The following is an 18,017-nucleotide window of genomic DNA, read 5'->3' as shown; positions in this document are numbered from 1 at the left end:
AACCCGGTTTCGTTCCCTACTGTGGCGAAGGAATGGCGGTTACCTTACATCGGCGTGAGTTTTGCAAGCCGGCACCAGCCGTGCCAAACAGGATTTGGCAGCCAAACAGGGCTGAACGGAGACGGCATCGGTGACTGATGAGACGGGCAAGCGCAGCTATGTGGTCGGGCAGACCGAGATCGTGGCCCGTCCGCTCCAGCCGGCGCTCTATCTGGTGGCGACGCCGATCGGCAATCTCGCCGACATCACGCTGCGCGCGCTGGAGACGCTGGCCGCCGCCGACATCGTCGCCTGCGAGGACACGCGGGTGTCTCGCGTATTGCTCGACCGTTACGGCATCCGCCGCCGCACCACGGCCTATCACGAGCACAATGCCGGCGAGGCCGGGCCGAAGCTGATCGCGGCCCTTCAGGCCGGCCAGAGCGTGGCGCTGATTTCCGATGCCGGCACGCCGCTCGTCTCCGATCCCGGCTACCGGCTGGTCGGCGAGGCGATCGACCACGGCATTCGTGTCGTACCGATCCCTGGTCCGTCGGCACCGCTTGCCGCGCTGACAGCGTCCGGCCTGCCGTCGGACGCCTTTCTGTTCGCCGGATTTCTGCCCGTGAAATCAGGCCAGCGGCTGGCGCGGCTGGAAGCGCTGAAGGCCGTACCGGCAACGCTGATCTTCTTTGAATCGCCACGCCGGCTGGCCGAGTCGCTGGGCGCCATGGTCGAGGCGTTGGGCGGCGAGCGAAAGGCTGCCATTGGCAGGGAATTGACCAAGACCTTCGAGGAAATGCGTATCGGCACGCTGCGGGTGCTGGCCGACCACTATGCCGCGGCCGACACGCCGAAGGGCGAGGTCGTCGTCTGCGTCGGTCCCGCCGAGGCCAAGGCGGACGAGCCGGCGGATATCGACCGCCTGCTGTTGTCGCTTGCCGCCGAAATGCCGGCTTCCAAGGCGGCGGCGGAAGCCGCGAAGATGACCGGAGGCCAGAAACAGGCGCTCTACCGTCGGCTGTTGGAGCTCAGGGAAGGCGACGGTGGCTGAGCGGCCGAGCGCCAGCCGCCAAAAGGCCTATCGGCGCGGCCATCGCGGCGAATGGCTGGCGGCGGCCGCGCTGATGCTGAAGGGCTACCGGATTCTCGCGCGCCGCCACCGCACCCGTTTCGGCGAGATCGACCTGATCGCGCGGCGCGGCGACCTGGTGCTGTTCGTCGAGGTCAAGGCGCGGCGCACGCTGATGGAAGCCATGGAGGCGATCAGCCATGAGTCGGAGCGCCGCATCGAGGCGGCCGCCGACATCTGGCTGTCGCGCCAGGCGGATTACGGCAGACTGTCGATGCGCTTCGACATGGTCGCGGTGCTGCCATGGCACTGGCCGGTGCATGTCGAGAACGCGTTTTATGGGAGGAGTTAGGGGAGCACTTGACGGGCGTTGCTCGCCCTTCGCTGGCTCAGGGCGTTCGTCGTTCGGAAAGCCAAGCAATTGGCTTTCCGTCCGCTGCGCGGAACACTCCTCACCCCCAAACCATCAATGCCAGCAACCCGACAATCCCCACCACCAGCCGCCACCAGCCGAACAGCGAGTAGCCGTTGCGCGAGACGTAATCGAGCAGGAAGCGCACCACGAAGAGCGCGGTGACGAAGGCGGCGACGAAGCCGATGGCGATGATCGGCAGGTCGGCCGATGTCAGCACGTTGCGGTTCTTGAACAGGTCGAACGCGAAGGCGCCGACCATGGTCGGAATGGCGAGGAAGAAGGAAAACTCCGCCGCGGCCCGCTTGTCCACGCCCAGAAGCAACGCGCCGACGATGGTAGAGCCCGAGCGTGAGGTGCCGGGGATCAGCGACAGGCACTGGAAAAGCCCGATCTGCAGGTAAAGCCTGGTCGGGAACCGCTCGACGTCGCGATAGACCGGCTTCAGGTTCATGCGGTCCACCACCAGCAGGATGACGCCGCCGATGATCAGCATGATGCAGATCAGCCTCGGCGATTCGAACAGCACCGTCTTGATGAAGTCGTGCGCCAGCGCGCCGATGATCGCCGCCGGCAGGAAGGCGATCAGGATGCCGATGACGAAATGCCTCGTCAGCCTGTCATGCGGCAGGTCGAGCAGCATCTGCCACAGGCGGCGGAAGTAGACGCTGAGGATCGCCAGGATCGCACCGAGCTGGATCAGGATCTCGAAGGCCTTGCCGGTCGAATGGAAGCCCAGGAAATGGCCGGCGAGCAGGATATGGCCGGTCGAGGAGACCGGTATGAATTCGGTCAGCCCCTCCAGCAGGCCGAGCAGCAGGGCTTCGACGAAGGTCTGGCTTTCCATGGCTACCTCGGCTTTTGCGCGACGGCTAACAGAACGGCTTGCTTGTCATGGCGTTGAAGTGCCCCTATAGGTCGCAACACCCTGACGGCCCGCTAACCGGGCGGCCAAGACTTACCGGTGCGCCCGGCGATTCGCCAGTGCGCTTTATCATCGCGGAACCATGCTGACGCTTTTCCACCATCCCATGTTCGCAACTTGCCGCTTCGTCCGCCTCGCCTTTGGCGAGTATGGCGAGGAGCTGGCGCTGATCGAGGAAAAGCCGTGGACGCGGCGCAAGGAGTTCCTGGCGCTGAACCCGGCCGGCACGCTGCCGATCCTGCTCGCTGAAGGCGACGTGCCGATCGTCGGCGCGACGGTCATCTCGGAATATCTCGACGAGACGCGCGGCGTCTTGAAGCGCGAGAAGCGGCTGTTCGCCGAGGACCCGATGCAGCGCGCCGAAATCCGCCGGCTGATCGACTGGTACTTGAACAAGGCCGAAAGCGAAGTCACCCGCCATCTGGTGCGCGAACGCGTGCTGAAGCCGATCATGCCGGAAACGGCCGGCGGCGGTTCGCCCGATTCGGGCGCCATCCGTGCCGCGCGCGCCAACATCCGCCAGCATATGAAATACACCAACTGGCTCGCCGGCACCCGCCATTGGCTGGCCGGCGGCAGGGTCACCTATGCCGATCTCGCCGCCGCCGCGACGCTGTCGGTGCTCGACTATCTCGGCGAGATCGATTGGCGCGAACACGCCGCGGCGCGCGAATGGTACACCAGGGTAAAGTCGCGGCCCTCCTTCCGGCCGCTCCTGACCGACCGCGTGCGCGGCCTGTCGCCGGTGTCGCACTATGCGGACCTCGACTTCTGACGCCGCAAAACTGCGCGCGCTGATCGACGCGGAGGCGCATCGCGCCGGCTTCGATGCCATTGCCGTCACCTCTCCCGATGCGATCCCGCTGGCGCCGGCGCGGCTGGCCGAATTCGTCGCCGACGGCTTTCACGGCTCGATGGACTGGATCGCCGAGACGCTGGAAAGGCGCAGCGAACCTTCCACGCTTTGGCCTGAAGTGCGCTCGATCGTCGTGCTGGCGATGAATTACGGCCCCAACCATGATCCGCGTTACCTGCAGGCCCGGCACGACCGGGGCGCCATCTCCGTCTATGCGCAGAATCGCGACTATCACGATGTGATGAAGGGCCGGCTGAAGGAGATCGCCGGCAAGATCGTGTCGCGCGCCGGAGGCGACGTGAAGGTCTTCGTCGACACCGCACCCGTGATGGAAAAGCCGCTGGCGCAAGCCGCGGGGCTCGGCTGGCAGGGAAAGCACACCAATCTGGTCAGCCGTGAGCACGGTTCCTGGCTGTTCCTCGGCACCATCTTCACCACGGCCGAACTCACGCCCGACCGAGCCGAGATCGACCATTGCGGCTCCTGCCGCGCCTGCCTCGACGCCTGCCCGACCGATGCCTTCCCCGCGCCCTACCGGCTCGATGCGCGGCGCTGTATTTCCTACCTCACCATCGAGAACAAGGGGCCGATCCCGCATGAATTCCGCGAAAAAATCGGCAACCGCATCTATGGCTGCGACGATTGTCTGGCCGCCTGCCCCTGGAACAAGTTCGCCCAGGTAGCCTCCGAAGCAAAGCTCGCCGCGCGCGCCGATTTGCGCGAACCGCCGCTCGCCGAGCTGTTGCAGCTGGATGACGCGGCCTTCCGCGCCTTCTTCTCCGGTTCGCCGGTAAAGCGCATCGGCCGCGACCGTTTTGTCCGCAACGTGCTGATTGCAGCCGGCAATTCCGGCGATGCCGGGCTGGCCGGCCCTGTCCGTGCACTGCTCGGCGACGCCTCGCCGCTGGTTCGCGGCGCGGCAATATGGGCGCTGGCGCGGCTGGTGTCTCATGCCGAATATGCCGAGCGGGCCGCGAGCGGCCTGAACACCGAAAGCGATGGCGTCGTGCGCGAGGAATGGCGCCTGGCGCGGCCAGACAGGACGCATGCATGAGCGAAAAACAGGTCTTCATCTTCGGCGCCGGCTATTCCGGCAAAGCTTTTGCCCGGGCCGGCAAGGATGCCGCTGCGATCCTTGGCACGACGCGGTCAGAGGATAAATTCAATGCGTTGCGCCAGGCCGGCATCGCACCGCTGCTGTTTGATGGCGCGCTGACGGGCGAAATCGGCGAGGCGCTGGAGAAAACGACGCATCTGGTGATTTCAGTCGCCCCGGAAGAGGCAGGCGATCCCGTGCTGAATGCCGTCCCCGCCGCGATCGCGGGGATGCCGGCGCTGCAATGGATCGGCTATCTCTCCACGGTCGGCGTTTACGGCGACTATGGCGGCGCTTGGGTCGATGAAACGGCCACGTGCCGGCCGGTGTCGAAACGCTCCGTCATGCGGGTCGAGGCCGAGCAGGCGTGGCTGAGGTGCGGCGAGCATATCGGCCGGCCGGTGGCGATCCTGCGCCTGTCCGGCATCTACGGCCCGGGCCGCAACGCGCTGGTCAATCTGGAAAACGGCACCGCGCGGCGGCTGGTCAAGCCCGGCCAGGTGTTCAACCGCATCCATTGCGACGACATTGCCGGCGCGCTCTGGCAACTGATCGCGGGCAACACAGGCGGCATCTTCAACGTCACCGATGATGAGCCGGCGCCGCCGCAGGATGTCGTTGCCTACGCCGCTTCGCTGATGGGCGTCGAGCCGCCGCCGGAAATTCCCTTCGACACCGCCCAACTTTCGCCCATGGCGCGGTCCTTCTATGGCGAGAACAAGCGTGTCGCCAATGCGGCGATCAAGGCGTCAGGCTATCGCTTTCGCTTTCCCGATTACCGCGCCGCCTTCGACCATATGTGGGCAAGCGGCGACTGGCGCGACGGCGAGGCGCGCAGCCCGATGAAGCGCGGATGATCGAAGCCTGGCGGCCGACGTGCTATGATTCGGTTTCGGGATTGCGGTGGGGATCCGGTTTCATGAACTCAGCGATGCGTCCATATTTCGGCAGGTCGTCACGGTTGGCGGTCGCTCTTGGCCTGCTTGCCCTGACCGGTCTCGCCGCGCAGCCGGCACGCTCCGAGGAACGGGCAAAAGACCTGTTCGGCGCCGAAAAGCTGCCGGCAGCGACCGCGGCGCAGTCGATCGGCTTCTATTCCAAGGGCTGTTTTGCCGGCGGCGTCGCCATTCCCATGGATGGCCCGAACTGGGAAGTGATGCGCCCCTCGCGCAACCGCCGCTGGGGCCATCCGGCGATGATCGCCGTAATCGAGAAACTTTCACGTGACGCTGCGGCCGATGGCTGGCCAGGTTTGCTCATAGGTGACATTTCGCAGCCGCGCGGCGGTCCGATGCTGACCGGCCACGCCTCGCACCAGATCGGCCTCGATGCCGACATCTGGCTGACGCCGATGCCCAGCCGGCCGCTGTCGATCGCGCAGCGCGAATCGATGAGCGCCACCTTGATGGTCGACGAGAAGACGCATCTGGTGAAGGACGCGCTGTGGAAGCCGCAGCATACGGCGCTTTTGAAGCGCGCCGCGAGCTACCCCGAGGTCGAACGCATCCTGGTCAATCCGGGCATCAAGAAAAAGCTCTGCGACACAGTCAAGGGCGACCGCACCTGGCTGCGCAAGATCAGGCCGTTCTGGGGCCACGACTATCATTTCCACATGCGCATCGGCTGCCAGCCGGGTTCGCCCAACTGCAAGGGGCAGGAGGCGACGCCGGATGATGACGGTTGCGGCAAGCCGCTGGCCTGGTGGTTCACGGAAGAACCGTGGCGTCCCAACAAGAACCCGGACGCGCCGAAGGCACGCGACGTGATGACGATGGCCAACTTGCCCAAGGAATGCCGCGCCGTGCTCGACGCGCCCGGTCCGGCCTCGGCCGAGGCGGCGACCTATCACGGCGGCGCCATGCCGGTCGCGGTCGCCACGCCCGAACCGGAAGCACCGTCGTTGCCCGCCACTACGGCCAGCGGCACAGCCGGCCTGCCAGGCGCGCTGAACGCCTTCACGGCGACGCCCGAGGTCGGCGTGCCGGTGCCACGGCCACGGCCGCCCGCGAACTGATCGTCGCGGCGGCATCGGCGGTCTCAATCGGTTTAGCATCGCATTTTCCGCGAAATAGTGGCCGTTTGGCCGCAGAACCTTTCCCTGCGCATCACCCGGTTCGAAAACCGTTTCCCTTTTCAAACTCATGCGCTAGTCAACGGAAGAACGGCGAGACGCCGTGAGGGGCGCCGGGGACGGACCAGAGCATGCCAAGCGTAAGCGATACCGACACGTCGTTGCGGTTCCCGATCCTGATCGGCGACATTGGCGGCACCAATGCGCGCTTCTCGATCGTGCTCGACGCCAATTCCGAGGCCGGCGAGCCGACCATCGTGCAGACCGCCAACTACAACACCATCGACGAGGCGATCCAGGCAGCCGTTCTCGACCGCTCGTCGGTCCGCCCGAATTCGGCGGTCCTGGCGGTGGCCGGTCCGGTCGATGGCGACGAGATCGAGCTCACCAACTGCCCATGGGTCGTCAGGCCGAGGCAGATGTTCGCCAGTCTTGGCCTGAGCGACATCGTCGTGCTCAATGATTTCGAGGCGCAGGCGCTGGCCGTCGTGGCGCTGGGCGAAGAGCATATGGAAAAGATCGGCGGCGGCGCGCCGGAGCCCAATGCCGGCCGCGTCGTGCTCGGGCCGGGAACCGGTCTCGGCGTCGCCGGGCTGGTCCATGCGCTGCGCCACTGGATACCGGTGCCCGGCGAAGGCGGCCATATGGACATCGGCCCGCGCACGCCGCGCGATTTCGAGGTTTTCCCGCATATAGAGAAGCTCGAGGGCCGCATTTCCGGCGAGCAGATCCTGTGCGGGCGCGGCCTCGTCAACGTTTATCGCGCGGTGGCCACGGCGGACGGCAAACCGTCACCCTTCACCACGCCGGCGCAGATCACCGGCGCGGCACTGGCCAAGACCGATCCGGTGGCGCAGGAAGCTTTGGAGACCTTCGTTACCTGCCTCGGGCGCACGGCGGGTGACCTTGCCCTGGTGTTCATGAGCCGTGGCGGCGTCTTCCTCACCGGCGGTATCGCGCAAAAGATCGTGCCGGCGCTGAAGGAAGGCAATTTCCGCGCCGCCTTCGAGGACAAGGCGCCGCACAGCGCGCTGATGCGCACCATGCCCGTCTACGTCATCACCCATCCGCTGGCGGCACTTCTCGGCCTTGCCGCCTATGCCCGAAACCCGTCGCTTTTCGGCGTCCAGACCGCCGGCCGGCGCTGGCAAGCCTAGCTCTTCGACTGGATGTGCCTATATTCCCCGCGGGCGCGCTTGAGCCGCCCGCGACGAAGTTAATCAGCCGCGGGCATAGGCAAGCCGGCCTCATGACGTTAAGAGGGGTGCCGAATTCGCAGCCCGATCCCACGAGGCGGAAAACCACAAAGCGCTCCTGATTTGACACTTCAAGCCCCCAAACAAAAAGTCCGGCCTGGCGAGGTCACGGCGGTGCTCCGCCGCATCCTCGCTGAAAACGGCAACGAGTATCGTTGGACCTATGTCGTTGCCGTCAGCTGCTTGCTGATTGTTTCCGGCACCACTGCCTTCACGGCGTGGATCATGGCCCCGATGATCAACCAGATCTTCTACGAACGGCGCGGCGATATGCTCGTCTGGATCTGCGCCGGTTTCATGGGAGCCTCCCTGCTGCGCGGCTTCGCTGGTTACGGCCAGGCAGTCGCGTTGGCCAAGATCGGCAACAATCTGGTCGCGCGCTACCAGAAGCGCGCCTTCGACCATCTGATGAAGCTCGGCGTCAACTTCTTCAACGATACGCGTTCCGGTCGGCTGGCGGCACAGGTCAGCGAGAATGTCGGCGGCGTTCGCGACCTGCTGTCGCTGACACTGACCTCCATCAGCCGCGACGCGGTCACACTGGTCGCTCTCGTCGGCGTCATGATCTACCAGGATCCGGTGTTGTCGCTCAGCTCGCTGCTGATCGGGCCGCCGCTGATCTGGGCCGTCGTCTACATCACCCGCCGACTGCGGCGTATCAACCGGGAATCCGTGTTGATCAATTCTAGGCTGAACGGATCCGTGCAGGAGGCCACGCAAGGCATCGCCATCGTCAAGGCCTTCACCTTGGAGGCCGAGTTGGCGCGCCGCATCGGCATCATGGCGGACACGGCCGAGCAGCGTAACAACAAGATTGCCCGCGTCTCGGAGCGGCTGTCGCCGATTTCCGAGATTCTGGGCGGTCTCGCCATTACCTCCGTGCTTGCCTATTCCGGCTACCGGGCGCTGGTGCTTGGGCAACCGCCGGGCGCGGTGTTTTCCTTTATCACCGCTCTGATCATGGCCTACGACCCGGCAAGACGCCTGGCGCGCACGCAGGTCGGGATGGAGCGGGCGCTGGTCAATGCGCGCATGATCTACGAGTTGCTCGACCTGGAGCCGAAACAGGGCGATGCGCCCGACGCTGTCGAGGCCAGGGTCACCACCGGCGAAGTGCGCTTCGACAATGTGACGTTCGGCTACAACGCCGACATGCCGGTGCTGAGGGACCTGAGCTTTACCGCCGCGGCCGGCAAGGTCACGGCCATCGTCGGTGCATCGGGCTCCGGCAAGTCGACGCTGGTGGCGCTCTTGCAGCGCTTCTACGACGTCGACCAGGGCAGCATCGAGGTCGATGGCCAGGACATCTCGAAGGTGACCAAGCATTCGCTGCGGCAGTCGATCGCCTATGTGGCGCAGGCGCCCTATCTGTTCGAGGGCACGATCCGCGACAACATCCGCTATGGCCGCCTGTCGGCCACGGACGCCGAGATCGAGCAGGCGGCGAAACAGGCGGCAGCCGACGAGTTCATCCGCCAGCAGCCGCAAGGTTACGATACGCCGGTCGGCGAAGGCGGCTCGACCCTTTCAGGCGGCCAGCGCCAGCGTGTGTCGATCGCCCGCGCCATCGTGCGCCAGGCACCGATCCTGCTGCTCGACGAGGCGACATCGGCACTCGACAACGAGGCGGAGGCGCGCGTCCAGGAAGCGCTGACCCATGTCATGGAAGGCCGCACGACCATCGTCATAGCGCATCGGCTGTCGACGGTGGTCAATGCTGACCACATCATCGTGCTGGAAGAGGGACGGTTGGTCGAGGAAGGCACCCATGCGACGCTGATGGCCGACCCGGACAGCATCTATTCCCGCTTCCACCGCATCCAGGGCAAGAAAGGGCTGGGGCTTGTCGATGACAGCAAGCCGATCCAAACTCCGGTCCGAGCCACGCGTGCGAAGAAGACTGCTGTGAGGAGCACATGAGCGAAGCAGGCGATATGGGCCTGGTGGTGGTGGGCGCAGCCGGCCGCATGGGCCAGACCCTGATCCGCGCCATCCATACCATTCCGGGCGCCCGCGTCATCGGCGCTGTCGAGCGCGCGGATTCGCCCTATCTGGGCAAGGATGCCGGCGAGCTGGCAGGCATCGGCATAATCAACGTGCCGATATCGGACGATCCGCTGCCGGTCTTCGCCAAGGCCGATGGCGTGCTCGATTTCACCACGCCGGCCTCATCGGTCGAGTTCGCCGGCTATGCGGCGCAGGCGCGCATCGTCCATGTCATCGGCACGACCGGCTGCTCGGCCGACGACAATGCCAGGATTGCCGCTGCAGCGCGCCACGCGACGATCGTCAAGTCGGGCAATATGAGCCTCGGCGTCAATCTCCTGGCGGTGCTGGTCGAACAGGCGGCGCGCGCGCTCGATGCCGACGATTTCGACATCGAGATCCTGGAGATGCATCACAAGCACAAGGTCGACGCGCCGTCGGGCACCGCTCTGCTGCTGGGCGAGGCCGCCGCCGCCGGGCGCGGCATAGCACTTGCCGGCAATGACGTACGTTCACGAGACGGCCATACGGGTGTGCGAAAAACCGGCACGATCGGCTTCGCCACCCTGCGCGGCGGCTCGGTGGTCGGCGACCACAGCGTCATCCTGGCTGGCACCGGCGAGCGCATCACGCTGTCCCACCATGCCGAGGACCGCGCCATCTTCGCCCGCGGCGCCGTCAAGGCAGCGCTGTGGGCACGGGGCAAGAAGCCAGGACTGTATTCGATGCGGGACGTGCTCGGCCTGAGCTGAAGCGGCCAATCTGCCAAATTTGCCAATCTGAAGGAGCAAACATGTCGAGAACCCTCGTGCTCGTGCGCCATGGCCAGAGCGAATGGAACCTGAAGAACCTGTTCACCGGCTGGCGCGACGTCGACCTGACCGAGCAGGGCCACGCCGAGGCCAAGGCCGCCGGCCAGAAGCTCAAGGCGCGCGGCCTGAAGTTCGACATCGCCTTCACCTCGGCGCTGATCCGGGCGCAGAAGACCTGCCAGCACATTCTCGACGCGGTCGGCCAGAGCGACCTGAAGACCATCCGCGACCAGGCGCTCAACGAGCGCGACTATGGCGACCTTTCCGGCCTCAACAAGGACGATGCGCGCAAGAAATGGGGCGAGGAGCAGGTGCATGTCTGGCGCCGCTCCTACGACGTGCCGCCACCCGGCGGCGAAAGCCTGAAGGACACCGGCGCCCGCGTCTGGCCCTATTACCTGCATGACATGCAGTCGCATGTGCTGCGCGGCGGCACCGTGCTGGTCGCCGCCCACGGCAATTCGCTGCGCGCGCTGATCATGGCGCTGGACGGCAAGTCGGGCGAGGAGATCGTCAAACTGGAACTCGGCACCGGCGTGCCGGTCATCTACCAGCTCAACGCCGATTCGACCGTGGCGTCGAAGGAAGTACTGGACGGCTGAGGGATCATGAGCCGGCAAGCGGAGGCCGCGGCCTTTGCTTGGGGGGCGAACTTTTGTGGAAGCCGAATTCACCTTTCGGGATGATGGTCCAAAAAGCGCGTTGACAGCCATCGCTTGCCCGCTTACATGAGCCCGCACCAGCCCAGATGGCGGAATTGGTAGACGCGCACGGTTCAGGTCCGTGTTCCGCAAGGAGTGGAGGTTCGAGTCCTCTTCTGGGCACCAAATTCCAGTTTCGAGCCACTCCATGGTTCAGAAACCCAAAGAAAAAGCCCGGTTCGCCCGGGCTTTTTCTTTTTGAAGCAACCTCCCCTTTCGGCCAGTCCGCCAACAAACCGCTTCAAACCGCGCGGCTGCTTCGCTACGCTCAAAACCATGTCTCAATCCAGCACCGCAATCTTCGGCGCCCGGCGCGATCAGGCGTTTCCCACGCTGAGCGAGACCGACATCGACCACATGCGCCGTTTCGGCGAAGCCAGCTTCTACGCCGCCGGCGAGCACATCATCAGGGCCGGCGATGTGGCGCCCGGCCTGATCGTCGTGCTGTCGGGCAGGGTTGATATCACCCAGGACGGCGGGCTCGGCCGGCGCGAGACGATCGTCACGCATGGTCCGGGCAGCTTCGTCGGCGAGCTGGCGCAGCTTTCGGCCCGCCCTTCGCTGGTCAATGCCGAGGCCGCCGAGCCTGTCGAGGCGTTTGTCATTCCCTCTCAGCGCGTGCGCGACCTGATGGTGCAGGAGGCCAATCTCGGCGAGCGCATCATGCGGGCGCTGATCCTGCGCCGCGTCGGGCTCCTGGAAAGCGCGACCAGCGGACCGATCATCATCGGACCATCAGGCAATGCCGATGTCTTGCGGCTGCAAGGCTTCCTCGCCCGCAGCGGCCAGCCGCACCGTGTGCTCGATTCCGCCAGCGATCCCTGCGCGAAAACCCTGGTCGAGCGCTTCGACGTCGATCCCCACCATCTGCCGGTCGTGCTGTGCCCGAACGGCAGGCTGCTGATGAATCCCGGCGAGAAGGACCTCGCCCGCTGTATCGGCCTGCTCAGGCCGATCGATGCCGACACGCTGTATGACGTCGCCATTGTCGGCGCCGGGCCGGCTGGGCTGGCGGCGGCGGTCTATGCGGCGTCGGAAGGATTGTCGACCATCGTGCTCGATTGCCGGGCTTTCGGCGGGCAGGCCGGCGCCTCCTCGCGCATCGAGAACTATCTCGGTTTCCCCACGGGCATTACCGGTATGGCGCTGATGGCGCGCGCCTACAACCAGGCGCAGAAATTCGGCGTCGAAATGGTGATCCCGGACGAAGCCAAGCTGCTGAGCGCCGCGGCCGACAATTCAGGCGCCCGCTACCTGCTCGATGTCGGCGACGGCGAGACCGTGCGCACGCGCAGCGTGGTGATCGCCAGTGGCGCGCGCTACCGGCGTCTCGACGTCGCCAATCTGTCGCGGTTCGAGGGCACGTCGGTGCACTATTGGGCCTCGCCCATCGAAGGGCGGCTTTGCGCCGACCAGGAGGTGGCGCTGGTGGGCGCCGGCAACTCGGCCGGGCAGGCGGCGGTCTATCTTGCCAGCCATGCGCGCAAGGTGGCGCTGCTGGCGCGCGGCGGCAGCCTCGATGCCTCGATGTCGCGCTACCTGGTCGAGCGCATCAAGGCGCAGCCGAACATCGAGGTGTTGACCGAAACCGAGATCGAGGCGCTGGAGGGCGAGGAAGGCAATCTTGCCAGCGTGCGCTGGCGCAACCGCGTCAGCGGGGAGCAGACGACACGCCCGATCCGCCATCTCTTCCTGTTCATCGGCGCCGATCCGAACACCGACTGGCTGGCGCAGTGCAACGTGGCGCTGGACGCCAAGGGTTTCATCCGCACCGGATCCGAGCTCGGACCGGAGCGGGGCCTGATGGAGACCAGCCGCAGCGGGGTGTTTGCCATCGGGGACGTGCGTTGCGGTTCGGTCAAACGCGTCGCGGCGGCTGTCGGCGAAGGCGCCCAGGTGGTGGCTGCGCTGCATGCCTATCTCGCGCAGGACGGAACCCACGCCGCGGAGAGCAATTTCAGGAAAAGTGTGTAACGCTTTTCCCGGGAAAAGCGCAAAAAAAGGAAGAGTTGAGCCTCAACTGGCCAGGAGAGTGTGATGGCGGATGAATGCAAGCATGCGGCTGGGATCAAGGACGTGACGCCGAGCGCGCTCGGTTGCGAGGAGTGCCTGAAGAGCGGCTCGTGGTGGGTGCATCTGCGGCTCTGCCGCACCTGCGGCCATGTCGGCTGCTGCGACGACTCGCCCAACCGCCACGCGACGAAACATTTTCACGCCACCAGCCACCCCATCATCGAGGGCTACGATCCGCCGGAAGGCTGGGGCTGGTGCTATGTCGACGAGGTTTTTCTCGACCTAGGCGACCGCACGACGCCGCAGAACGGCCCGATCCCAAGGTTTTATTGAGGCCGCATCGGGCGGAAAGCGGAACTCGAACCGCCCGACGATTCAGAATCCGAAAAGCCCGGTTCGTCCGGGCTTTTTGTCGTCCAAGGCATGAGCTGTGGCCCGGGCACGGCCAACGGGCTCGTCGCCCGACAAAGCTTTGACATGATCACGGCTAGTTTAGAAGTATTCAAAACTGGAAGCCTCGCATGCACCCCACCTATACAAGCGCGCAGAAGGCCATTCACTGGGCGGTGTTTCTGCTGGTCATCGGCCTTTATGGCCTGACCTATGTGGAGGAGCTCTTTCCGCGCGGCGATCCCGGCCGCGCGCTCGTCTGGTGGCTGCATATTTCGTTCGGGCTGCTGCTTTTCACGCTGGTCGTCATCCGTGTCGGCCTGCGCCTGACGCTGGGGACGCCCGGCCTGCCGCAGGAAATGTCACCGCTTGAGCGATGGGCGGCCAAGGTTGCGCATCTCGCGCTTTACGCGCTGCTGATGGCCATTCCCGTGCTTGGAATCTTGCTGACCTGGTACAGGGGCGATGCCCTGAGTTTCTTCGGTCTTTTCACCATCCCGGCGCCAGTTTCGCCGGATCGCGACACGGCCCGGTTCATCAGGGAGCTGCACAGCCTCTGCGCCAATTCGATCCTCATCCTTGCCGGCGTGCATGCGGCGGCGGCGCTGTGGCATCATTTCATCCGCAGGGATGACGTGCTCAAGCGAATGCTGCCGGAAAGCACGCCCTGACTGGTGCACGCCGTCTTCCTTCGATCAGTCCCGCTTTGGCGGCACCGGCGCGGATGCCGGATTGTCGACGCTGTTTTCATTCACCTGGAAGGCCTTTCCTTCGACCTTCTTTTTCCTGAGGTCGTCACCGGTCTCAGGCTGCGGCGGGCGCTTCGGATTTTCTTCCGTGTTGTCGTTGATATCGAAAGCTCTGGTCATCATGTCCTCCAGGGGCTGTCCTGGAACACAATGTCCGACAGTGCGTGGGGTTCCGCCGGCAACTCAACCATCATGCCGGCTTGTGTTGCCGCTCGATCCTCCACTCGTGCCAGATCAACACCATGACGACCGCATCGAAGACGGTCAGGACCAGCAGGCCAAATGATTGGGTGTATGAGTAGCGGTAGACTTGATAGACCATGAACAAGCCCAAGGCCGCGAGCGAGGCAGGGTAAGACCAGAGCTTGCCTCTCAAAAGCCCGACCACCAAGGCAAGCTTTATCAGGCCGTGGCTAAGCAGGTAGAAGGCATAAAACTCCTTGCTGGCGATCGAAAAATGACTTGCCATCCGCGACAGATGGCCAGCTATGAAGTCGTTGGGATCCTCGATCAATTCCTCCGCGGTGAGGGCATTGACCCAGGAGGCAATGGTATCGGTGGTGACGACATAGAGCAGAATCCCGCCGATGCATTCGATCAGGGCATGCGCGCCCTTCAGCCACAGGCTGACTTTGAAGATCTGGTGGATGCGGTGTTCATCGATGCGCTTCAAGAACCCACCTCACAACCAACCACGAAAACCCCATGCCGATGGAGTCGCTCCAAAGACGCATTCGGGAGCGCAATCGCGTTGTTCCACGTTACAGGGCGCGGCTTCAATATCAGCCGGCGAAGTATCGATACGCCAGCCATCCCGCCAGCGCGACCGAGGCGGCCCAGATACAGGCGATCATCACCGCCGCGCTGCGGCTCACGGGCCTGTCAACGGCGAGGGCGGCGGCCTCCCTGTGCTCTGCCATGACCTCGGGCGGTATCATCTTGACCACGGCAAGGACCCCCAAGGGAACCAGGATCGCATCATCGAGGTAACCAACCAGGGGGATGAAATCGGGAATCAGGTCGATTGGAGACAAGGCATAGCCCGCGACACACACAGCAAGCGCCTTGGCGTACCACGGCGTTCGGGGATCGCGCGCGGCAAGGTAGAGCGCATGCACGTCGCGCTTGATCGCTCGGGCCCATTCGCGCAGTGCTGTAGCCATTGGATGACTGTAGCGCCAAAGGACGACGCGCCCAATAGCGCACAACCGGCAGCGTTCGCGGCCGGCTGTCGTGCCGTCTATCGCACCGACCCGGTTACGGTGCGGTCGACATCGGGAACGGATTTGCGTTCGTTGCCGGCAAGCGCGGCTATGATCAGCAGGCTGGCGACAACCGGAACGAACAGGACGGCGACGCGGGCCTGTACGTGGAGAATGGCGCGCCATTCGTTGCTGCGCTTGTCGGGGCTGTCGCTCATCATACTCACTTTGCCATGGACCCCCCGGGAGGTCACATAGAGGTGAACGGTTAAACAACTCCTTCCGACTTCGTTAACGGACGCAATTCCAGCGCGAAAATCAGCTGAGCCCGATGCGCCTTGCGCCTTGCCGGAACAGCGCCTCGGCATCGGGATCGAAGCGGAACGTGCCGATGAAATCGTCGGCGCGATAATCAGGCAATGTCTTGCGGATGGCGGCGGCAAAGCCGCGTGCCTCGTCGAGCCGGCCGGCCAGCGCTAGGCAGTGCGCGGCAATCGCCAGGATGATGGTATGTGCATTCGGCCGCGCCGCCGCTTTCAGCGCCCATTCGGCCGCCTCTTCGAACTGGCCGAGCCGGACATGCGACATAGCGCGTGAGCCCAGCATGCCGAACAGCAGCGGGTCGAAGGGGCTGAGATGACGCGAATGGTCGGAGGAGCTTATCGCCGCCCGCGGGTCGCCCGATTGCGAGTGGACGAAGGACAGCGCGTAATGGCCGAGCGCGAAATTCGGGCTGAGATCCACCGCCCGCCCTAGTTCGGAGAGCGATCCATCCTGCTCGCCGCGCAGCCACAGCGCCCGCCCCATCGCCCAGTGCGCGGCCGGATTGTGGTCGTCGACCAGCAGGCTGTGGCCGGCGCTCTCATAGGCCAGCGCGCTTTCGCGGTCGCGGTCGCCCCAGCGCTGGAACGCATTCTGCCAGTGGGTGAACGACAGGCCGGCATAGGCGCGGGCAAAGGTGGGGTCCAGCTGCAAGGCCTTGTCAAAGAAATGCCGCGCCTGCTCGTTCTCGGCCTGCGTGAAGCGGTACATGTGCCAGAGGCCGCGATGGTAGGCCTCCCAGGCGTTGAGCGAATTGGGTGCCTTCAGCATGGCGCGGTTGCGCTCGACCGTTTCGATCTCGGCAGAGATCGACGACACGATGCTGTCGCCGATATCGTCGAGCACGGCAAAAATGTCGTCGGGCCGGCGCTCGAAGGTCTCCGCCCAGACGATCCTGGCCGTGCGCACCTCGATGAGCTCGACGCTGACGATCAGCCGGCCGGCCGCGTTGCGCACCGTGCCGGTGGCGACATAGTCGACGCCAAGTTTTCTGCCGGCTTCTTCCGGCGCGATGGCTTTTTCAGCCAGCGCAAACACCGATCCGCGCGCGATGACGAAGAAATCGCGGAGTTTGGCGAGGCGGGTGATGATGTCATGGGTGAAGCCGTCGGCAAGCCCGCCGCGTGTGCCCTCGCCGGCTTCCTCGACAAACGGCATCACCGCCAGCGAGGCCTGGCTTGGCTCGACCGTGCCGGCATCCGATGGGACTGCCAATTGCGATGGTGTGGCCGGTTGCGCCTTGAGCGAGCTGCCGGACTGTTGGTCACGGATTGCCTGCCAGGCCGCGCGAAGCGGGGCGAAATCCAGTTCTTCCGATTGGAACAGGCGAGCCGCCGAAGCCAGATGCTCCTCGGCCGCGCCGATGGCGCCGCGCTCCGCCAGACTGGACAGCAAGGCCAGATGCGCGCGCGTGTCGAACGGCGCCAGCTCGACCCATTTGTCGAGATGCATGGACATTTCGGGCGAGCCCGCCGGATGGTTTACGGCAAGCTGTTCGAGCACAGCGGCGTGGTACGCCTGGAAACGCCGGCGCTGGGCGATCAGCCAGCTGTCGAAAAGCGGGCTGCGCTCGAGGTCCAGCCCGTCGAGCAAATCGCCGGCGAAGAGTTCTGACAGCGCCCGCAACCGCTCCCTGTCGAGCGTGCCGATCCCTTGCGCGGCGGCGCGGGTGACGTCCAGCGCATCGACAAAGCAGCCATCGAGATCGAGCGCCACCGTGTCGCCCCGTGTCTCGACCCGGCGCCGGTCCGGCGTGTCGAGGGCCGCGCGCAGCTTGCTCAGGTACCAGCGCAACTCGCCGCGTGGATCGTTGGGCACGTCCCACAACAGCTCGCACAGGCGGCTGCGCCCAACCGCGTGCGGCGCCAGCGCCAGATAGGCGAGCAGCGCGCGCAGCTTGCGCGATGCCGGTAGCGCTACCGGCGTCCCATTACGCAAGATTTCCAGCGGTCCGAGCAAGCGCACCGACAGGCGCGGCATGTCGCCGTCCAGCCTCGATGGTGCGGATTCCACGTCCGTTTCCACGCCTGCTCCCACGCTGATCCGCCGGCCTTTGCTGTATCACCAAACACGACACAGCGCATCCGGCGGCGAATTTCCACGCCGGGTACCGTTATTGCCGCATCGTCGGCACGTCAGTCCTAGCGCGGCCATGTCTCGAAACCTCGCCGCCCAA

19 protein-coding genes and 1 tRNA gene are annotated in these 18,017 nt (G+C 65.0%); 14 read left to right on the top strand and 6 right to left on the bottom strand.

Going from position 1 to position 18,017, the window contains the following annotated elements; all coding sequences use genetic code 11:
• The first annotated feature begins 130 nt into the window (after window positions 1–130).
• Both rsmI and MesoLj_RS04235 read left to right on the top strand, forming a co-directional pair.
• On the top strand, window positions 131–1,033 hold the full coding sequence (gene rsmI, locus MesoLj_RS04240; RefSeq protein ID WP_202325180.1) for a 16S rRNA (cytidine(1402)-2'-O)-methyltransferase: 903 nt from the start codon (window positions 131–133) through the stop codon (window positions 1,031–1,033).
• A complete protein-coding gene (locus tag MesoLj_RS04235; RefSeq protein ID WP_172347700.1) occupies window positions 1,026–1,403 on the top strand; it encodes a YraN family protein in 378 nt (125 codons plus the stop codon). Before rsmI ends, MesoLj_RS04235 begins: the two co-directional genes overlap by 8 nt.
• A gap of 100 nt (window positions 1,404–1,503) precedes the next feature.
• On the opposite strand, the gene MesoLj_RS04230 is transcribed toward MesoLj_RS04235, so the two are convergent.
• A complete protein-coding gene (locus tag MesoLj_RS04230; protein ID WP_056573971.1) occupies window positions 1,504–2,310 on the bottom strand; it encodes an undecaprenyl-diphosphate phosphatase in 807 nt (268 codons plus the stop codon).
• 160 nt (window positions 2,311–2,470) lie between these two features.
• Here MesoLj_RS04230 and MesoLj_RS04225 point away from each other — a divergent pair, with 160 nt between their 5' ends.
• From MesoLj_RS04225 to MesoLj_RS04170, 12 genes are all read left to right on the top strand, one after another.
• A complete protein-coding gene (locus tag MesoLj_RS04225) occupies window positions 2,471–3,163 on the top strand; it encodes a glutathione S-transferase family protein (RefSeq protein ID WP_202325179.1) in 693 nt (230 codons plus the stop codon).
• Window positions 3,144–4,298, top strand: a complete 1,155-nt coding sequence (gene queG / locus MesoLj_RS04220; protein ID WP_202325178.1) for a tRNA epoxyqueuosine(34) reductase QueG — start codon at window positions 3,144–3,146, stop codon at window positions 4,296–4,298. Before MesoLj_RS04225 ends, queG begins: the two co-directional genes overlap by 20 nt.
• Window positions 4,295–5,197 (top strand): SDR family oxidoreductase, encoded by a 903-nt coding sequence (locus MesoLj_RS04215; protein WP_202325177.1) that lies wholly within the window; start codon window positions 4,295–4,297, stop codon window positions 5,195–5,197. The genes queG and MesoLj_RS04215 overlap by 4 nt, the downstream gene beginning before the upstream one ends.
• Window positions 5,198–5,259: 62 nt before the next feature.
• Window positions 5,260–6,354 carry a penicillin-insensitive murein endopeptidase gene (gene mepA, locus MesoLj_RS04210; protein WP_202325176.1) on the top strand — a complete coding sequence of 365 codons (1,095 nt, stop codon included), beginning with the start codon at window positions 5,260–5,262 and terminating at the stop codon, window positions 6,352–6,354.
• A gap of 188 nt (window positions 6,355–6,542) precedes the next feature.
• Window positions 6,543–7,568: a glucokinase gene (locus MesoLj_RS04205; RefSeq protein WP_202325175.1), complete on the top strand. Its 1,026-nt coding sequence runs from the start codon at window positions 6,543–6,545 to the stop codon at window positions 7,566–7,568.
• Between the two features lie 162 nt (window positions 7,569–7,730).
• On the top strand, window positions 7,731–9,587 hold the full coding sequence (locus MesoLj_RS04200) for an ABC transporter ATP-binding protein (protein WP_140770973.1): 1,857 nt from the start codon (window positions 7,731–7,733) through the stop codon (window positions 9,585–9,587).
• Window positions 9,584–10,405 carry a 4-hydroxy-tetrahydrodipicolinate reductase gene (dapB, locus tag MesoLj_RS04195; RefSeq protein WP_202325174.1) on the top strand — a complete coding sequence of 274 codons (822 nt, stop codon included), beginning with the start codon at window positions 9,584–9,586 and terminating at the stop codon, window positions 10,403–10,405. Before MesoLj_RS04200 ends, dapB begins: the two co-directional genes overlap by 4 nt.
• Before the next feature lie 41 nt (window positions 10,406–10,446).
• Window positions 10,447–11,067, top strand: a complete 621-nt coding sequence (locus tag MesoLj_RS04190; protein WP_140770970.1) for a 2,3-bisphosphoglycerate-dependent phosphoglycerate mutase — start codon at window positions 10,447–10,449, stop codon at window positions 11,065–11,067.
• Between the two features lie 140 nt (window positions 11,068–11,207).
• Window positions 11,208–11,292: transfer RNA gene (locus MesoLj_RS04185), tRNA-Leu, on the top strand.
• Between the two features lie 150 nt (window positions 11,293–11,442).
• Window positions 11,443–13,140, top strand: a complete 1,698-nt coding sequence (locus MesoLj_RS04180) for an FAD-dependent oxidoreductase (protein WP_202325173.1) — start codon at window positions 11,443–11,445, stop codon at window positions 13,138–13,140.
• A 63-nt stretch (window positions 13,141–13,203) separates the two neighbouring features.
• A complete protein-coding gene (locus MesoLj_RS04175) occupies window positions 13,204–13,512 on the top strand; it encodes a UBP-type zinc finger domain-containing protein (protein ID WP_023777710.1) in 309 nt (102 codons plus the stop codon).
• 188 nt (window positions 13,513–13,700) lie between these two features.
• On the top strand, window positions 13,701–14,240 hold the full coding sequence (locus tag MesoLj_RS04170; protein ID WP_202325172.1) for a cytochrome b: 540 nt from the start codon (window positions 13,701–13,703) through the stop codon (window positions 14,238–14,240).
• 24 nt (window positions 14,241–14,264) lie between these two features.
• Here MesoLj_RS04170 and MesoLj_RS04165 read toward each other — a convergent pair whose 3' ends face one another.
• The 5 genes from MesoLj_RS04165 to MesoLj_RS04145 all read right to left on the bottom strand — a co-directional run bounded on the left by MesoLj_RS04165 (window position 14,265) and on the right by MesoLj_RS04145 (window position 17,821).
• A complete protein-coding gene (locus MesoLj_RS04165) occupies window positions 14,265–14,438 on the bottom strand; it encodes a hypothetical protein (RefSeq protein ID WP_202327628.1) in 174 nt (57 codons plus the stop codon).
• A gap of 70 nt (window positions 14,439–14,508) precedes the next feature.
• A complete protein-coding gene (locus MesoLj_RS04160) occupies window positions 14,509–14,982 on the bottom strand; it encodes a DUF2127 domain-containing protein (protein ID WP_202327167.1) in 474 nt (157 codons plus the stop codon).
• A 118-nt stretch (window positions 14,983–15,100) separates the two neighbouring features.
• The gene (locus MesoLj_RS04155; RefSeq protein WP_202325171.1) at window positions 15,101–15,481 is read right to left on the bottom strand and encodes a YkvA family protein; all 381 of its coding nucleotides are present in this window, start codon (window positions 15,479–15,481) and stop codon (window positions 15,101–15,103) included.
• Between the two features lie 77 nt (window positions 15,482–15,558).
• Window positions 15,559–15,738 (bottom strand): hypothetical protein, encoded by a 180-nt coding sequence (locus tag MesoLj_RS04150; RefSeq protein ID WP_056576321.1) that lies wholly within the window; start codon window positions 15,736–15,738, stop codon window positions 15,559–15,561.
• A gap of 100 nt (window positions 15,739–15,838) precedes the next feature.
• Window positions 15,839–17,821, bottom strand: a complete 1,983-nt coding sequence (locus MesoLj_RS04145; RefSeq protein ID WP_202327166.1) for a transcriptional regulator — start codon at window positions 17,819–17,821, stop codon at window positions 15,839–15,841.
• Between the last annotated feature and the right edge of the window lie 196 nt (window positions 17,822–18,017).

Source organism: Mesorhizobium sp. 113-3-9, from assembly GCF_016756515.1.
In the GTDB taxonomy this organism is placed as follows: domain Bacteria; phylum Pseudomonadota; class Alphaproteobacteria; order Rhizobiales; family Rhizobiaceae; genus Mesorhizobium.
Note: the sequence above shows the minus strand (reverse complement) of the source record. Positions and strands in the feature narration are given on the sequence as shown.